General features: G+C 66.8%; 17 protein-coding genes. 11 read left to right on the forward strand and 6 right to left on the reverse strand.

The genetic code is table 11. The annotated features are described in order from the left end of the window. Positions 1–24 precede the first annotated feature (24 nt). Both madM and madL read right to left on the reverse strand, forming a co-directional pair. Positions 25–786 carry a malonate transporter subunit MadM gene (gene madM, locus B4920_RS22095; RefSeq protein ID WP_079436844.1) on the reverse strand — a complete coding sequence of 254 codons (762 nt, stop codon included), beginning with the start codon at positions 784–786 and terminating at the stop codon, positions 25–27. A 19-nt stretch (positions 787–805) separates the two neighbouring features. Continuing rightward, positions 806–1,207, reverse strand: a complete 402-nt coding sequence (madL, locus tag B4920_RS22100; protein WP_079436845.1) for a malonate transporter subunit MadL — start codon at positions 1,205–1,207, stop codon at positions 806–808. A 188-nt stretch (positions 1,208–1,395) separates the two neighbouring features. On the opposite strand from madL, the gene B4920_RS22105 reads away from it, so the two are divergent. Then, complete coding sequence (locus B4920_RS22105) at positions 1,396–2,100, forward strand: GntR family transcriptional regulator (protein WP_079436846.1); 705 nt, start codon at positions 1,396–1,398, stop codon at positions 2,098–2,100. A gap of 90 nt (positions 2,101–2,190) precedes the next feature. Here B4920_RS22105 and B4920_RS22110 read toward each other — a convergent pair whose 3' ends face one another. Further along, on the reverse strand, positions 2,191–2,976 hold the full coding sequence (locus B4920_RS22110) for a helix-turn-helix domain-containing protein (protein WP_079436847.1): 786 nt from the start codon (positions 2,974–2,976) through the stop codon (positions 2,191–2,193). A 106-nt stretch (positions 2,977–3,082) separates the two neighbouring features. Here B4920_RS22110 and B4920_RS22115 point away from each other — a divergent pair, with 106 nt between their 5' ends. From B4920_RS22115 to B4920_RS22145, 7 genes are all read left to right on the forward strand, one after another. Beyond that, complete coding sequence (locus tag B4920_RS22115) at positions 3,083–4,108, forward strand: bile acid:sodium symporter family protein (RefSeq protein WP_254051020.1); 1,026 nt, start codon at positions 3,083–3,085, stop codon at positions 4,106–4,108. Between the two features lie 53 nt (positions 4,109–4,161). Further along, positions 4,162–4,485 (forward strand): DUF6156 family protein, encoded by a 324-nt coding sequence (locus B4920_RS22120; RefSeq protein WP_079436849.1) that lies wholly within the window; start codon positions 4,162–4,164, stop codon positions 4,483–4,485. Positions 4,486–4,503: 18 nt separating this feature from the next. After that, complete coding sequence (locus tag B4920_RS22125; RefSeq protein WP_079436850.1) at positions 4,504–4,758, forward strand: hypothetical protein; 255 nt, start codon at positions 4,504–4,506, stop codon at positions 4,756–4,758. After that, complete coding sequence (locus tag B4920_RS22130) at positions 4,755–5,147, forward strand: thioredoxin family protein (RefSeq protein ID WP_079436851.1); 393 nt, start codon at positions 4,755–4,757, stop codon at positions 5,145–5,147. The genes B4920_RS22125 and B4920_RS22130 overlap by 4 nt, the downstream gene beginning before the upstream one ends. A 105-nt stretch (positions 5,148–5,252) precedes the next feature. Further along, a complete protein-coding gene (locus B4920_RS22135; protein ID WP_079436852.1) occupies positions 5,253–5,663 on the forward strand; it encodes an HIT family protein in 411 nt (136 codons plus the stop codon). A 102-nt stretch (positions 5,664–5,765) separates the two neighbouring features. Beyond that, positions 5,766–7,286, forward strand: coding sequence for a mechanosensitive ion channel family protein (locus B4920_RS22140; RefSeq protein WP_079436853.1), 1,521 nt, complete (start codon positions 5,766–5,768; stop codon positions 7,284–7,286). Positions 7,287–7,320: 34 nt separating this feature from the next. Then, positions 7,321–8,346 carry a class I SAM-dependent rRNA methyltransferase gene (locus B4920_RS22145; protein ID WP_079436854.1) on the forward strand — a complete coding sequence of 342 codons (1,026 nt, stop codon included), beginning with the start codon at positions 7,321–7,323 and terminating at the stop codon, positions 8,344–8,346. A 62-nt stretch (positions 8,347–8,408) separates the two neighbouring features. On the opposite strand, the gene ylqF is transcribed toward B4920_RS22145, so the two are convergent. Continuing rightward, positions 8,409–9,332: a ribosome biogenesis GTPase YlqF gene (ylqF, locus tag B4920_RS22150; protein WP_079436855.1), complete on the reverse strand. Its 924-nt coding sequence runs from the start codon at positions 9,330–9,332 to the stop codon at positions 8,409–8,411. Between the two features lie 83 nt (positions 9,333–9,415). Between ylqF and B4920_RS22155 the strand changes: the two genes are divergently transcribed. Genes B4920_RS22155 through B4920_RS22165 form a run of 3 tightly spaced genes read left to right on the forward strand, consistent with a single transcriptional unit; the run spans position 9,416 to position 11,503 of the window. Further along, entirely contained in the window at positions 9,416–9,979 is a 564-nt protein-coding gene (locus tag B4920_RS22155) for a DUF1415 domain-containing protein (protein WP_079436856.1), read from the forward strand. Further along, complete coding sequence (locus tag B4920_RS22160; RefSeq protein ID WP_079436857.1) at positions 9,966–10,841, forward strand: SAM-dependent methyltransferase; 876 nt, start codon at positions 9,966–9,968, stop codon at positions 10,839–10,841. The genes B4920_RS22155 and B4920_RS22160 overlap by 14 nt, the downstream gene beginning before the upstream one ends. Beyond that, the gene (locus B4920_RS22165; RefSeq protein ID WP_079436858.1) at positions 10,835–11,503 is read left to right on the forward strand and encodes a hypothetical protein; all 669 of its coding nucleotides are present in this window, start codon (positions 10,835–10,837) and stop codon (positions 11,501–11,503) included. The genes B4920_RS22160 and B4920_RS22165 overlap by 7 nt, the downstream gene beginning before the upstream one ends. Here the strand turns inward: B4920_RS22165 and B4920_RS22170 are convergent. Beyond that, positions 11,488–11,949, reverse strand: a complete 462-nt coding sequence (locus B4920_RS22170) for a DUF4124 domain-containing protein (protein WP_079436859.1) — start codon at positions 11,947–11,949, stop codon at positions 11,488–11,490. The two genes, B4920_RS22165 and B4920_RS22170, sit on opposite strands and share 16 nt — an antisense overlap. A 151-nt stretch (positions 11,950–12,100) precedes the next feature. After that, positions 12,101–12,456 (reverse strand): hypothetical protein (locus B4920_RS30005; protein WP_216819988.1); only part of this gene is annotated, 356 nt, incomplete at its 5' end.

Raw genomic sequence — 12,456 nt, forward strand, 5'->3', positions numbered from 1 at the left:
TTGTGTCAGGTTGGGGAAGCCGGCTCAGCCGACGATGGCCTTGGTGGCCAGGAACAGGACCGACGGGCCCATCAGGCAGCCCAGGCCGGTGTGGAAGGTGGCGACCAGCGCGCCGTAGGGGACCAGGCGCCGGTCGGTGGCGGCCAGGCCCGCCGACACGCCGCTGACGGTACCGGCGAGGCCGCCGAAGACCATCGCCGAGCGCGGGTTGTCGAGGCCCATGAAGCGGGCGGCGACCGGCGTGAACACCATCACCATGATGGCCTTGATGAGGCCGGTGGCGATGGCCAGCGCCATCAGGTCGGAGCTGGCGCCGATGGCGGCGCCGGTCACCGGGCCGACGATGTAGGTCACCGCGCCGGCGCCGATGGTGGTCATCGCCACCGCGTCGGTGTAGCCCATCGACCAGGCCACGCTGGCCCCGACAACGAAGGGAATGATGGTGCCCAGCAGCAGGGCCATCACGCCGACCAGACCGGCTTTCTTGGCCTCATCCACATGCACCTCGAAGGCGGTGGCGACGATCGCGAAGTCGCGCATCATGGCGCCGCCCATCAGGCCGATGCCGGCGAACAGCTTGAGATCGGCGAGGCCCTTGCTGCCGCCGGTCTGGATGCCGCCCCAGTAGGCCAGCGCCAGGCCGATCACGATGGCGATGGCCGAGCCATGCACACGGCCGAAGGTGAGCTTGCGGGACAGGTGGACCGAGATCCACATGATCAGGCCGACGAAGGCGAAGGCGCCGACGAGGCTGTTTTCGCGGATGGCGTGTTCAATCATTTCCATGGTGTCTTCCTCTCTTCCCTCAGGACTCTTCGGCCACGGTGCCGGTCTGCCAGGAGGCATCCTGGCTCTTCGGGCCGGTACGGTTGATCAGGGCGATCGTGCAGGCGCACAGCAGCACCGCACCGACCGCGGAGATCAGTGCCACCGGGCCGCCCTTGAGGGCCGCCACCACGTTCTGCTGGGCAGCCATGGCGACCACCACCGGGATGTACATGGCGGCCCAGAAACCCACGCCGGCCTCGGTGGTGTCGGGCATCAGGCCGCGCTTGTGCAGATAAACCCGCGCCGAGATCAGCAGCATCATCGCGATGCCGACGCCGCCGACGTTGGCCTTGACGCCGATGAAGGCGCCCAGCAGGTCGCCTATATAGACGCCGAGCAGGTGGCAGGCGGCCAGGATGGCCGTTCCGTAAATGATCATTTCGTTTCCTCCTAGTGTGGCCGGGCCACGGTGATGGGATTTACCGAGCTTCTTGATGAGCTTTCAAACGCAACTCATGAATTCACTAGCAGCGTTTATGTATTCATAAGTTTTGTTTGTGTATACAAGATTAATCTCCGTGGACACAAAGTCAAGGGCTTTGTATAGTCAATCGAAAGGAGCAAAACATGGACGCACTCAACCCCACGCCGGTCCGGCGCTCGGAGCAACTGGGCGAGGAAATCGAGGAACGCATCGTCACCGGCGTTTACCCGCCGGGCATGCGCCTGGACGAGCAGGAACTGGCCGCCGCCTTCGGCGTGTCGCGCACGCCGATCCGCGAGGCACTGATCCAGCTGGCGTCAATCGGCCTGGTGGATATCCGCCCGCGCCGCGGCGCGACGGTTCCGGAGATGAGCGCCGACCGGCTATGTGAAATGTTCGAGGTGATGGCCGAGCTGGAGTCGATGTGTGGCCGCCTGGCCGCGCGGCGCATCCTGCCAGCCGAGCTGGCCCGCCTGCGCGATGCCCACCAGGCTTGCGAGGAAGCGCGGGACGCCGGCAAGCCGGATCTGTATTACCAGCTCAACGAAGTCTTCCACCGCCGCATCTACGAGGCCAGCCACAACGGCTTCCTCGCCGAGCAGGCCACTGCGCTGCACCGCCGCCTGCGCCCCTACCGGCGCCTGCAGCTGCGGGTGCGCAACCGCATGCAGTCCTCGTTCTCGGAGCACGCGGGCATCGTTGAGGCCATCGTCGCCGGCGACGGCGAGCAGGCCGCCAGCCTGCTGCGTGCCCACGTGGTAGTGCAGGGCGAGCGCTTCACCGACCTGGTCGCCACGCTGCGCCAGATGAACGCCCCGGCCGAACCGGAAGCCGCTACCGCGCAATAGAGCGCGCCGCTCTCAAGGAAACGTCGGGCCGCCCCGGGTTTTCTTGCCCCCTCGGGGGGCCGGCTGGACACAGCCCGGCCCTGGGGGCGCTTATAACGCGGTGCGGCCGCGCAGTTCGCCGGGCGTCACGCCGAACATGCCGCGGAAGGCGGCGATGAAGGCCGAGGTGGATTCGTAGCCATGGGCCAGGGCCACGTCCGTCACGCTGTCGCCGGCCTCCAGCGCATCGAGGGACAGCAGCAGACGCAGGCGCTGCCGCCACTCGCCGAAGCCCAGCCCGGTCTCCTTGACGAACAGGCGCGCCAGCGTGCGCTCCGACGCCCCGGCCTCAACGGCCCACTGGGCCAGGCTGCGCGTGTCGTCCGGCTGCTCCTGCAGCGCCGCGCAGATCACGCTGAGGCGCCGGTCCTGCGGCAGCGGCAGGCCGAAGCCGGCCCGCGGCAGCCCGGCCAGCTCGTCCAGCAGCACTGCCACCAGCCGCCCCGCCGGGCCGGCCTCGTCGTACTCCACCGGCAACTCACCGATGCGCCGGATCAGCTCCCGCACCAGCGGGCTCATCTCCAGCACGCAGCATTCCGCCGGCAGGGCCGCCGCCGCGGCCGGCGTGACGTACAGGCTGCGCATCTCGGTGCGGCGGCGGTTGACCACCTGGTGCGGCAGGTCCGGCGGAATCCACACCGCGAAGCGCGGCGGCGCCACATAGTCGCCGGCTGCCGTACGCACCCCCAGCACGCCGCTGCTGGCGTAGGACAGCTGGCACCATGGATGGCTGTGCTCCTCGGTCCATGAACCGGGCGCCAGGCTTTCATGGCGGTTGTACAGCGGGCGCGGCAGGCTCGCCATGCTCGGCACGTTGCGCTTGTTGGGGGCGTTCATGGATAGCTTGTCAGTTAATCGCTATTCGTTGTCGATCTGTCGTTAGAAAGACAGCCTGCCACACCTTAGAGTGCACCACCATACCCATAACGACATGGAGCCCAACGTGCCCTCCAACCCCAACACTGCAAGCGGCCTCCAACAACTGCGCACCTGGCTGCACAAGGAATGGTTCCTCGTCGGCATGTTCGGCGCGGTCGTCCTCGCCACCCTGCTACCCGACCTGGGCCGCAGCGGCGGCGTTCTGCATGGCGACGTGCTCACCGACATCGGCATCGCCATCGTGTTCTTCCTGCACGGCCTGGGCCTGTCCTTCGCCAGCCTGCGCCAGGGCATCATGAACTGGCGCATCCACGCGGTGGTGCAGAGCATGACCTTCGCAGTCTTCCCGCTGGTGTGGTTCATCGCCGACGCGCTGGTCGGCCAATGGCTGCCCCGCGACTTGGCGCTGGGCTTCTGCTACCTGTGCGCGCTGCCGTCCACCATCTCGTCGTCGGTGGCGATGACCGGCCTGGCCCGCGGTAACGTGCCGGCGGCGATCTTCAACGCCACCCTGTCGAGCGTGCTGGGCATCGTGCTGACGCCGCTGCTGGTGACCCTGTTCACCCAAGTGGACGGCCAGGGCCTGCCCTTCCTCGCAACCGTGCTGAGCATCGCCAAGCTGCTCTTGTTGCCCCTCGTGCTCGGCCAGCTGATGCGCCCGCTGCTGCACGCCTGGCACCAGCGCCACAAGAAGCTGACCACCCTGCTCGACCGCTGGGTGATCCTGATGCTGGTGTACTCGGCCTTCTGCGACTCGGTGGCTTCGGGCCTGTGGCGCAACAACGGCATCGGCACGCTGCTCACGGCGATGCTCGGCGCCGCCCTGGTGCTGGCCCTGGTGTTGGTGCTGACCACCTGGCTGTCGCGGCGCTTCGGCTTCAAGGTGGAAGACGAAATCACCACGGTGTTCTGCGGCTCGAAGAAGACCCTCGCCTCCGGCGTGCCGATGGCCAAGCTGCTGTTCGGCGCCAACCCCGCCATCGGCCTGATCGTGCTGCCGATCATGTTCTACCACCAGATCCAGCTCTTCGTGTGCTCGCTGCTGGCCAACCGCTACGCCCTGCGCAAGGATGCCGCGGCCACCCATTGATGCGGCAGCGCGTCATAATGGCGGGACACCACCCACACCCGCCTTATGACGCCATGAGCACCGAAACCGCCAGCACCGTCCGCCACTTCGTCACCTACAGCGGCGTCAGCCTGCCGCTGAACCTCACCTCGCCGCTGGAAGAAGCGGACCTGCGCAATCGCATCACCTTCTACCGCGCCTACTACGACGCGGCCGACCGCATGACCACCTGCGAGAAGGTCGTCTACGGCGAGATCGAATCCGCCCACCATTACAGCTACTACCCGAGCGGCGCCCTGCAGCAGGCCAAGGTCGTGCAGGTGATCGACGAGGAAACCACGCTGATGGACTACGCCGAGGACGGCACCCTGCTCGCCTCGACCACGCTGGACGACTGAGCGGCACGGAACTTCGCCTTGGCCACCCAGTCTGCAGAACGTCGCCGCTGCCTCAGCTGCAACCGCTGGGGCGGCGAACGACGGCCCGGTGCCGAGCCCGACACCGTCGAATACGATGAGGACAACGACCGCGGCCCCTGCCAGGAAGGCCCCTGGCACGGCACCAGCCGTCGCGGCCCGCGCAACGCCTGCGGCCAGTGGCTGAAGTGGATCGCCCTGGAAAGCGCCCCGGCAGCGCCCGCCCCTGCCCCTCCGGACAAGACCGCCCCATGACCACCCCGACCGACACGCCCGAATTCCTTGTCGCCTGCCTGTGTGCTGCCTGGTGCGGCACCTGCCGCGACTACCGCGCCGGCTTCGAAGCCATGGCCGAACACTTCCCGAACGCCCGCTTCCTGTGGCTCGACGTGGAAGACGAAGCCGACCTGCTCGACGACTACGATGTCGAGAACTTTCCCACCGTGCTGATCCAGCGCGCCGAGGACGTGCTGTTCTTCGGTACGATGCTGCCGCACCACCACCTGCTGCAGCGCACCGTCGAAACCTTCCACGCCCAGAGCCCGGAAGAAAGCCACCACTACGCCCACGCCGACCCCTTGCGCAAAAGCTGGCAAAACGAATACAACCTGCGCAGGGCACTGGCCGACCGGGCAGAAGACTGACTCGTTGGGGCGAATGAATTCGCCCCAACTGGAAAATAAGCCCCGGTGCCTGGGCCTGGCCCTGCAACACGGCACGACAAGAACACATCACAAGGAGAGAGACCCATGGACGACTGCATTTTCTGCCGCATCGTGCGCGGCGAGCTGCCCGCATCGAAGGTTTACGAGGATGAGCACACCCTCGCCTTCATGAACATCATGGCCGGCAACCCGGGCCATACGCTGGTCATCGCCAAGCCGCACCGGGAGAACATCTACACCCTGGAAGACGAACTCGCCGAGGCGGTGTTCCGCACCACCACGCGGGTCGCCAAGGCGGTGCGGGAAGCCGCCGGCTGCGAGGGCGTGTCCCTGTTCCAGGCCAACGAAGTGGCCGGCGGGCAGACCGTCTTCCACTTCCACCTCCACGTGCTGCCCCGCGTGACCGGCGACAAGCTGCCCGGCGTGTGGCCGGCCACCGCGCCGAGCCGCGTCGAACTCGACGAGATGGCGGCCCGCCTGCGCGCCGCACTCTAGCCTCCGCCGAACACCGCCGGCCCCGCCCCTCGCGAGAGGCGCGGGGCTGTTTCCCATTGCCCCACCGATCATGATGCCGCACCAGAGCGGTATCCCGAGACCATGCACATTCCCCTGCTGAGCCCGGAGGCGCCCTTCGCCATCCTGCTGATGATCGTCGGCGGCACACTGATCTTCGGCCCGTTGCGCAGCTGGCGGCGCTCCCTCGTCAATACCGGCGTGTTCTTCAGCGCCTGCCTGCTCGGCGACCTGCTGGCCGGCAGCCTGGAAGGGCACATGGAACCCGCCGCGCTGCACTGGTTGCGCCAGATGGCGGTGTTCGGCGAAGGGCTGGCGGTTATCCGCTACCTGGGCCTGGCCCTGTTCGACGTAGTGCTGCCGCGAGTCGGCATCCGCATCTCCGGCATCCTCGGCGACATCCTGGTCATCGTCGGCTACGTGGCCTGGGCCTTCCTGCGCCTCAACCTGGCCGGCATGCAGCTGTCCCACCTGCTCACCACATCGGCGGTGCTCACTGCGGTGGTTGCCATCTCGATGCAGGAAACCCTGGGCAACCTGCTCGGCGGGCTGGCCCTGCAGATGGACAACTCCCTGGAGATCGGCGACTGGATCCAGATGGACGACCTCGCCGGCCGCGTCAGCGACATCCAGTGGCGCTACACCGCGATCATCTGCCGCAGCGGCGAGCGGGTCGTGATTCCCAACAGCCACCTGATGAAGAACCGCTACGCGCTGATCTGCAACAAGCGCCAGACCCTGCCGCTGCAACGGCGCAGCATCGGCTTCGACGTGGATCTGTCGGTACCGCCGGGTCGCGTGACCCACACTGTGCTGCAGGACATCTCCACCGCCCGCATCCCCAATGTGAGCGCCGACCCGGTGCCCCAGTGCCTGCTGCTCAACTTCGGTCCGGGCTATGCCCATTACGCGGTGCGCTACTGGCTGATGGACCCGGGCCCCGACGAGGCTACCGATTCGGAAGTCCGTCATCACATCCTCGCTGCGCTGCAGCGGGAAGGCCTGCGCCTGGCGGTCAGCGACCAGACCATCCACCTGGTCGCCGAAGGCGAAGCCCATCGGGAGGAGGTCCGCGCCCGCGAGCTCAACCGCCGCCAACAGGCCATCGCGCAGATCGACCTGTTCTCGCGCCTGTCCGAGGCGGAACAGCTGGAACTCGCCAGCCGTCTCGTCAACGCACCCTTCGCCCGCGGCGACATCATGACCCGCCAGGGCGCCATCGCCCACTGGCTGTACATCATCGTCAGCGGTGAGGCCGAAGCCTGGTGGCAGCCCGCCGACGGCAGCCCCCCGCGCCTGCTCGAAAAACGCGGCCCGGGCAGCGTCTTCGGCGAGCTTGGCCTGATGACCGGCGCCCCCCGCCGGGCGACGGTCATCGCCGCCACCGACGTCGAGGCCTACCGCCTCGACAAGGCCGGCTTCGAGCACATCATCCGAGGCCGACCCGAGCTCGCCGAAGGCATGTCGTCCATCCTCGAACAACGCCTCAGCCACTTCCAGGCCCTGGAAAGGGGGTATGCTGAGGATAAAACCGGCCAGAGTGCCAACCGGGGCTCCGAAGTTGCTGCCCTGGGCAAGAAGATCCGAGAATTCTTCGGCCTCTGAGTCACACAACAACGCCACTTGCTGACTCTCCACCATGCCAGAACGCTCCGCCGCCCTCATACCTGCCCTGGCGCAGGCCCTTACCGCCCGTCATGAACTGATCGCCCGCCTGGGCGCCGAACAGACCAACGCCTACCGGCTCTTCCACGGTACCGTGGAAGGCCGCCCCGGCCTCACCGTCGACCGCTACGGCGACCTGCTCCTCGTGCAGACCTTCCACAGCCCGCTGAGCACGGCCGAAGAAGAAGCCATCACGGCCTTCTATGCGGAAGCCTGTCCGGGCCTCGACCTGATCTACAACGACCGCAGCCACTCCAACTCGCGCATCAGCAATCCGCTGCCGCCCGCCCAGCTGGCCAAGGCCGAAGCCCTGCGGGAGTTCTCCGAACTGGGGGTCAAGTACAACGTACAGGCCCGCCACGCCGGGCAGGATCCGTGGCTGTTCCTCGACCTGCGCGCCGCACGCCGCAAGGTGATGGCGGAAGCCGCCGGCAAATCGGTGCTCAACGTGTTCGCCTACACCTGTGGCGTCGGGGTCGCCGCCGCCAAGGCCGGCGCCCGCCACGTGGTGAACGTGGACTTCGCCGAATCCAGCCTGTCCGTCGGCAAGGCCAATGCGCGCCTCAACGAACTGCCGATCCGCCTGCGCTTCGTGAAGAGCGACGCCTTCGCGGCGATGCGCCAGCTGTCCGGCCTCGGCCAGCCGAAGGTGGTGCGCGGCAAGCGCATGCCGCCCTTCCCTGAACTGGAGAAACACAGCTTCGACCTGGTCTTCCTCGACCCGCCCCGCTACGCCAAGAGCGCCTTCGGCGTGGTGGACCTGGTCAATGACTATCCGGCGCTCTTCAAGCCGGCCCTGCTGTGTACGGCCGAAGGCGGCACGCTGATGTGCTGCAACAACGTCGCCCAGGTGGACCGCGAAGCCTGGGCCGACCAGCTGGTGCGCAGCACCCGCAAGGCCGGACGGGAAGTGCGGGAGATCGAATGGATCACGCCGGAAGAGGACTTCCCCAGCCCGGACGGCAATCCACCGCTCAAGACGGTACTGCTGCGGGTTTGAGCCCGGCCGGATTCGCCCGCGCAGGCCGCGGGTTCGAACCTCTTCCTTGCCGCCCTTATTACCTACTCGTCGGCGTCCGGATCCCGCTCGTCGTCCTTCGCCGCGGCTGCGGCGGCCTGCATGGCGGCGTGGGCTTCGAGCATCGCAGCGCGGGTCGCCGGCGTTTCCAGGCTGACGCGACCGAGGGCGCCATCGCGGTAGTCCTGCAGCAGGATCAGCGAGGCCTTCTCGATGTCCAGCGCGCCGCCCTTCAGGCGGCAGCCGCGGCGCTGGGCGATCGCTTCCACCAGCGCCGGACCATCCAGGCCCTCAACAGCGATCCCGTAGCGCTTGGCGACGAGGGCCGGATAACGGGCCAGCAGCAGGTCGCCGAGGAAGTTGGCGACCTCTTCGTCGATCACTGCGTTGCGGCCGATCGCGTGACTGGCGGCGAGCATGAAACCGTCGGAATCGTAGGCAATCTTCGGCCACATCATGCCCGGCGTGTCGATCAGCGTCGCGGTGGGCGACAGGTCGAGGATCTGCTGGCTCTTGGTCACCGCCGGCTCGTCGCCGACCTTGGCCACGCGTTTCTTCAGCAGCGCGTTCATCAGCGTCGACTTGCCCACGTTGGGGATGCCCATGATCATCATGCGCAGCGGCTTCAGGCGGTCGTTGCGGTGCGGCGCCAGCGGCCGGCACAGGCCGACCACCTTGGCCACGTCGCTGGGCTTCTTGCACGACAGGGCCACCGCATTGACACCCTTCTGGGCGTTGTAGTGGGCGATCCACTGGGCCGTCACCGCCGGGTCGGCGAGGTCGGCCTTGTTGAGGATCTTCAGGCACGGCCGCTGGCGATGCAGGCGCAGTTCGCGGATCATCGGGTTGCTGCTCGCTTCGGGCAGGCGGGCGTCGAGCACCTCGATGACCACATCGATGCGCTCCATGCTCTCCGCCGCCTTCTTGCGGGCGGACGTCATGTGACCGGGAAACCACTGGATGGACATGGGCGTGCGTTGAATCAATGAAAGCCCGCCATTATCAGGGCAAAATGGCGTCCCTCGAAGGAAATCCCCGGAAACACCGCACCATGAACCACGAAGAAGTCATCGCCGCGACCCGCGAATGGATCGAGAAGGCCGTCATCGGCCTCAACCTGTGCCCGTTCGCCAAGTCGGTCTACGTCAAGAACCAGGTCCGCATCGTGGTCAGCGATGCCCGCCACCTCGACGCCTTCCTTGAACAGCTGGACGAGGAGCTGGACCATCTGGCGTCCGTCGATCCCGAAGTCACCGATACCACGCTGCTGGTGCATCCGACGCTGTTCCCCGACTTCCTCGACTTCAACGATCTAGTGCAGATCGCCGACGAAGCCGTCAGCGAGCACGAACTGGACGGCGTGCTGCAGATCGCCAGCTTCCACCCGGACTTCCAGTTCGAAGGCACCGAGGCGGACGACATCACCAATTACACCAACCGCTCGCCCTATCCGACGCTGCACCTGATCCGCGAAGCGAGCATCGACCGCGCCGTGGAAGCCTTCCCGGAAGCGGAGATGATCTACGAGCGCAACATGGAAACGCTGCAGAAACTCGGCATCGCCGGCTGGAAGGCCCTCGGCCTGGCCGAGTCCAAGAAGCATGGCCAGGAATAAGCCCGCCGCGGGCACCGCCCGTCCGGCCGCCGAAGCCAAGCCGGCGGTCCATCCGGAGATCCGCCCCGGCCAGTCGATCGAGCTGCTGAAGGAACTCCACATCCTGACCCGCGACGGCCAGCTCAACCAGGACAGCCGCCGCAAGCTCAAGCAGGTCTATCACCTGTACCAGTTCATCGAGCCACTGCTCGCCGAGGTGCTGGAGCAGCACGGCGACCTGAACCTGGCCGACCACGGTGCCGGCAAGTCCTACCTGGGCTTCATCCTCTATGACCTGTTCCTCAAGGCGAAGGAGGCTGGCACGGTATTCGGCATCGAGACCCGCGCCGAGCTGGTCGCCCGCTCCCGCGAACTGGCCGAGCGGCTGAGCTTCCCGCGCATGCGCTTCCTCGACGTGAGCGTGGAGGAGTCCACCCGCTCCACCGAACTGCCCGAGCGCATCGACGTGGTCACCGCGCTGCACGCCTGCAACACCGCCACCGACGACGCGATCCAGTTCGCCTTCGCCAAGAAGGCCCGCTTCGTGGTGCTGGTGCCCTGCTGCCAGGCCGAAGTGGCCAGCGTGCTGCGCCAGAACAAGAACGCCAGCTTCGGCATGACACCCCTGTCGGAGATCTGGCGCCATCCGATCCACACGCGGGAATTCGGCAGCCAGCTCACCAACGTGCTGCGTTGCCTGCAGCTGGAAGCCCATGGCTACCAGGTCACGGTGACCGAGCTGGTCGGCTGGGAACACTCGATGAAGAACGAGCTGATCATCGCCCGCCACACCGGCCAGCCGCGCAAGAACGCGATGGAGCGCATCGAGGCGATCCTCAGCGAACTCAACCTCAACGAACTGCGGGGCCGCTTCGCGTGCTGACCACCGGGCTGGCTCTGGCAGCAGCGCTGGCCGCTCTGGCCCCGAGACTGCCGCGCCTGCGCGATCGCTACGACAGCACGGCGCTGCAGCCGATCACCGGCACGCCCGCGGGTAATACCGCCTCCACGCCGCTGGATGCGGAGCTGCGCCGATGGGTCATGGATGGCGCGGGCTCGGGCACCACGCTGTCGCCCTGGTCTCTTCCCGTGCCGCCGCGAGCCCTCACATTCGCCGTCGTTCCCGCGGCACACCGCGCCGCCGCCCACGATTTCGGTTACCGGCTGGCGGGTTACCACCAGCTCGACGGGCGCAGCCGTCTCGGCGGCATCGCCTACCGTGTCGGTGTTCAGTTGCGTCCACTGCTGTGGTTTCTGCCGCGGAGGGATGACGAACCCTGGGACGATGCCTGGCTGACCGACATCGACGCCCCCCGCCTCGCCGCCCTCGCTGGCTGGCAACCACGGCGCCCAACGCTGATCGTGCTCGACACGCCACGGCAGGGCGTTCCGCTGCGCGTCATCGACACGTTGCACGCAAATGTGCGACGGAAGGACTTTCGCCATCCAGTTCGTGTGCTCGTCCTGGGCGACGTTGCCCGGGACGAATTCACCCCTGCCCTCCGGGACGACCTCTGCATGCTGGCGGATCAACGGAACGGGTAAGCCCGTATCAGGGCCGGCCGCTCCTGCTGCACAGGTTTTGGCTTGGGCTGCACCGACTTGACCGGCGGCCAGCGCCGGGCATATATCGGGGCGGGATAGACTGCCCCCCAGCGGTCTGCATCATCCCTCCCAGGCTCACGCTGCTGGGCCGTTTCGGCCTGCCGTTCCGCCTCCCAACGACGCTGGCGCTCGACGGCGTCGGCAGTGCGCCGGGCGTCGAGGATCCGCGCTTCGTCGAGCAGGCGCTCACCGCGCCGGCGTGCCTCCGCCTCCTCCCGTGAGCTCAAGGGCGGCGGCACGTCGATGGCCTGCACCCGGCTATCCGCAGTGCATGGCCCATCCGTGTAGGTCACCCGGCCATCGCTGCCGGTACATTTGAAAACGGCTAACGCCGGCCCTGCCAGCCAGGCGCCCAACAGCGCTGCCCAAACCCGCTTGCACCCCATCGACACCTCCCGCAGCCACCTTTCCAGCCTGAAGACTAGATCGATTCGGCCCGGTTGGCGAGGATGGAGCGTGCCAGCGGATCGCCAGCCGGATCAGACCTCCTGCCCCACGCCCACCTCTGGAACGAAAAGTGGAGAGCGCCACTCGTCATCAAGAAGAAAGCGCTCCGCATCCGGGCCGCAGATCCACCGCACCCAGCGCCGCACACCTGCCATCAGGAAACGCCTCATCTTCATCTCCCACCAGATTCCGCCAACCCCGGGCAAGGGAACGCCCGTGATGACGATAGTAGGCAAACCCGGTGACAGGATTCTTGCAGAAACGCGATAGGCAGATGAATCGCGGAGGTGTCTTGCCCAACGGATTCAATGCCGTGAGTGAAGGACGAACGAAAACGGGGAAAACGATCACTCGTTTTCCCCATTGCATTCTGGAGCGGCAGAAGAGTCTCGAACTCTCGACCTCAACCTTGGCAAGGTTGCGCTCTACCAACTGAGCTACTGCCG

The organism is Zoogloea sp. LCSB751, from assembly GCF_002028455.1.
Taxonomy (GTDB): Bacteria; Pseudomonadota; Gammaproteobacteria; order Burkholderiales; family Rhodocyclaceae; genus Zoogloea.

What these genes read in the sequence shown, in the direction of transcription:
- madM (WP_079436844.1), bottom strand. Translation starts at nt 786, where the DNA reads ATGGAAATGATTGAACACGCCATCCGCGAAAACAGCCTCGTCGGCGCC.
- madL (WP_079436845.1), bottom strand. Translation starts at nt 1,207, where the DNA reads ATGATCATTTACGGAACGGCCATCCTGGCCGCCTGCCACCTGCTCGGC.
- B4920_RS22105 (WP_079436846.1), top strand. Translation starts at nt 1,396, where the DNA reads ATGGACGCACTCAACCCCACGCCGGTCCGGCGCTCGGAGCAACTGGGC.
- B4920_RS22110 (WP_079436847.1), bottom strand. Translation starts at nt 2,976, where the DNA reads ATGAACGCCCCCAACAAGCGCAACGTGCCGAGCATGGCGAGCCTGCCG.
- B4920_RS22120 (WP_079436849.1), top strand. Translation starts at nt 4,162, where the DNA reads ATGAGCACCGAAACCGCCAGCACCGTCCGCCACTTCGTCACCTACAGC.
- B4920_RS22130 (WP_079436851.1), top strand. Translation starts at nt 4,755, where the DNA reads ATGACCACCCCGACCGACACGCCCGAATTCCTTGTCGCCTGCCTGTGT.
- B4920_RS22135 (WP_079436852.1), top strand. Translation starts at nt 5,253, where the DNA reads ATGGACGACTGCATTTTCTGCCGCATCGTGCGCGGCGAGCTGCCCGCA.
- B4920_RS22140 (WP_079436853.1), top strand. Translation starts at nt 5,766, where the DNA reads ATGCACATTCCCCTGCTGAGCCCGGAGGCGCCCTTCGCCATCCTGCTG.
- B4920_RS22145 (WP_079436854.1), top strand. Translation starts at nt 7,321, where the DNA reads ATGCCAGAACGCTCCGCCGCCCTCATACCTGCCCTGGCGCAGGCCCTT.
- ylqF (WP_079436855.1), bottom strand. Translation starts at nt 9,332, where the DNA reads ATGTCCATCCAGTGGTTTCCCGGTCACATGACGTCCGCCCGCAAGAAG.
- B4920_RS22155 (WP_079436856.1), top strand. Translation starts at nt 9,416, where the DNA reads ATGAACCACGAAGAAGTCATCGCCGCGACCCGCGAATGGATCGAGAAG.
- B4920_RS22160 (WP_079436857.1), top strand. Translation starts at nt 9,966, where the DNA reads ATGGCCAGGAATAAGCCCGCCGCGGGCACCGCCCGTCCGGCCGCCGAA.
- B4920_RS22170 (WP_079436859.1), bottom strand. Translation starts at nt 11,949, where the DNA reads ATGGGGTGCAAGCGGGTTTGGGCAGCGCTGTTGGGCGCCTGGCTGGCA.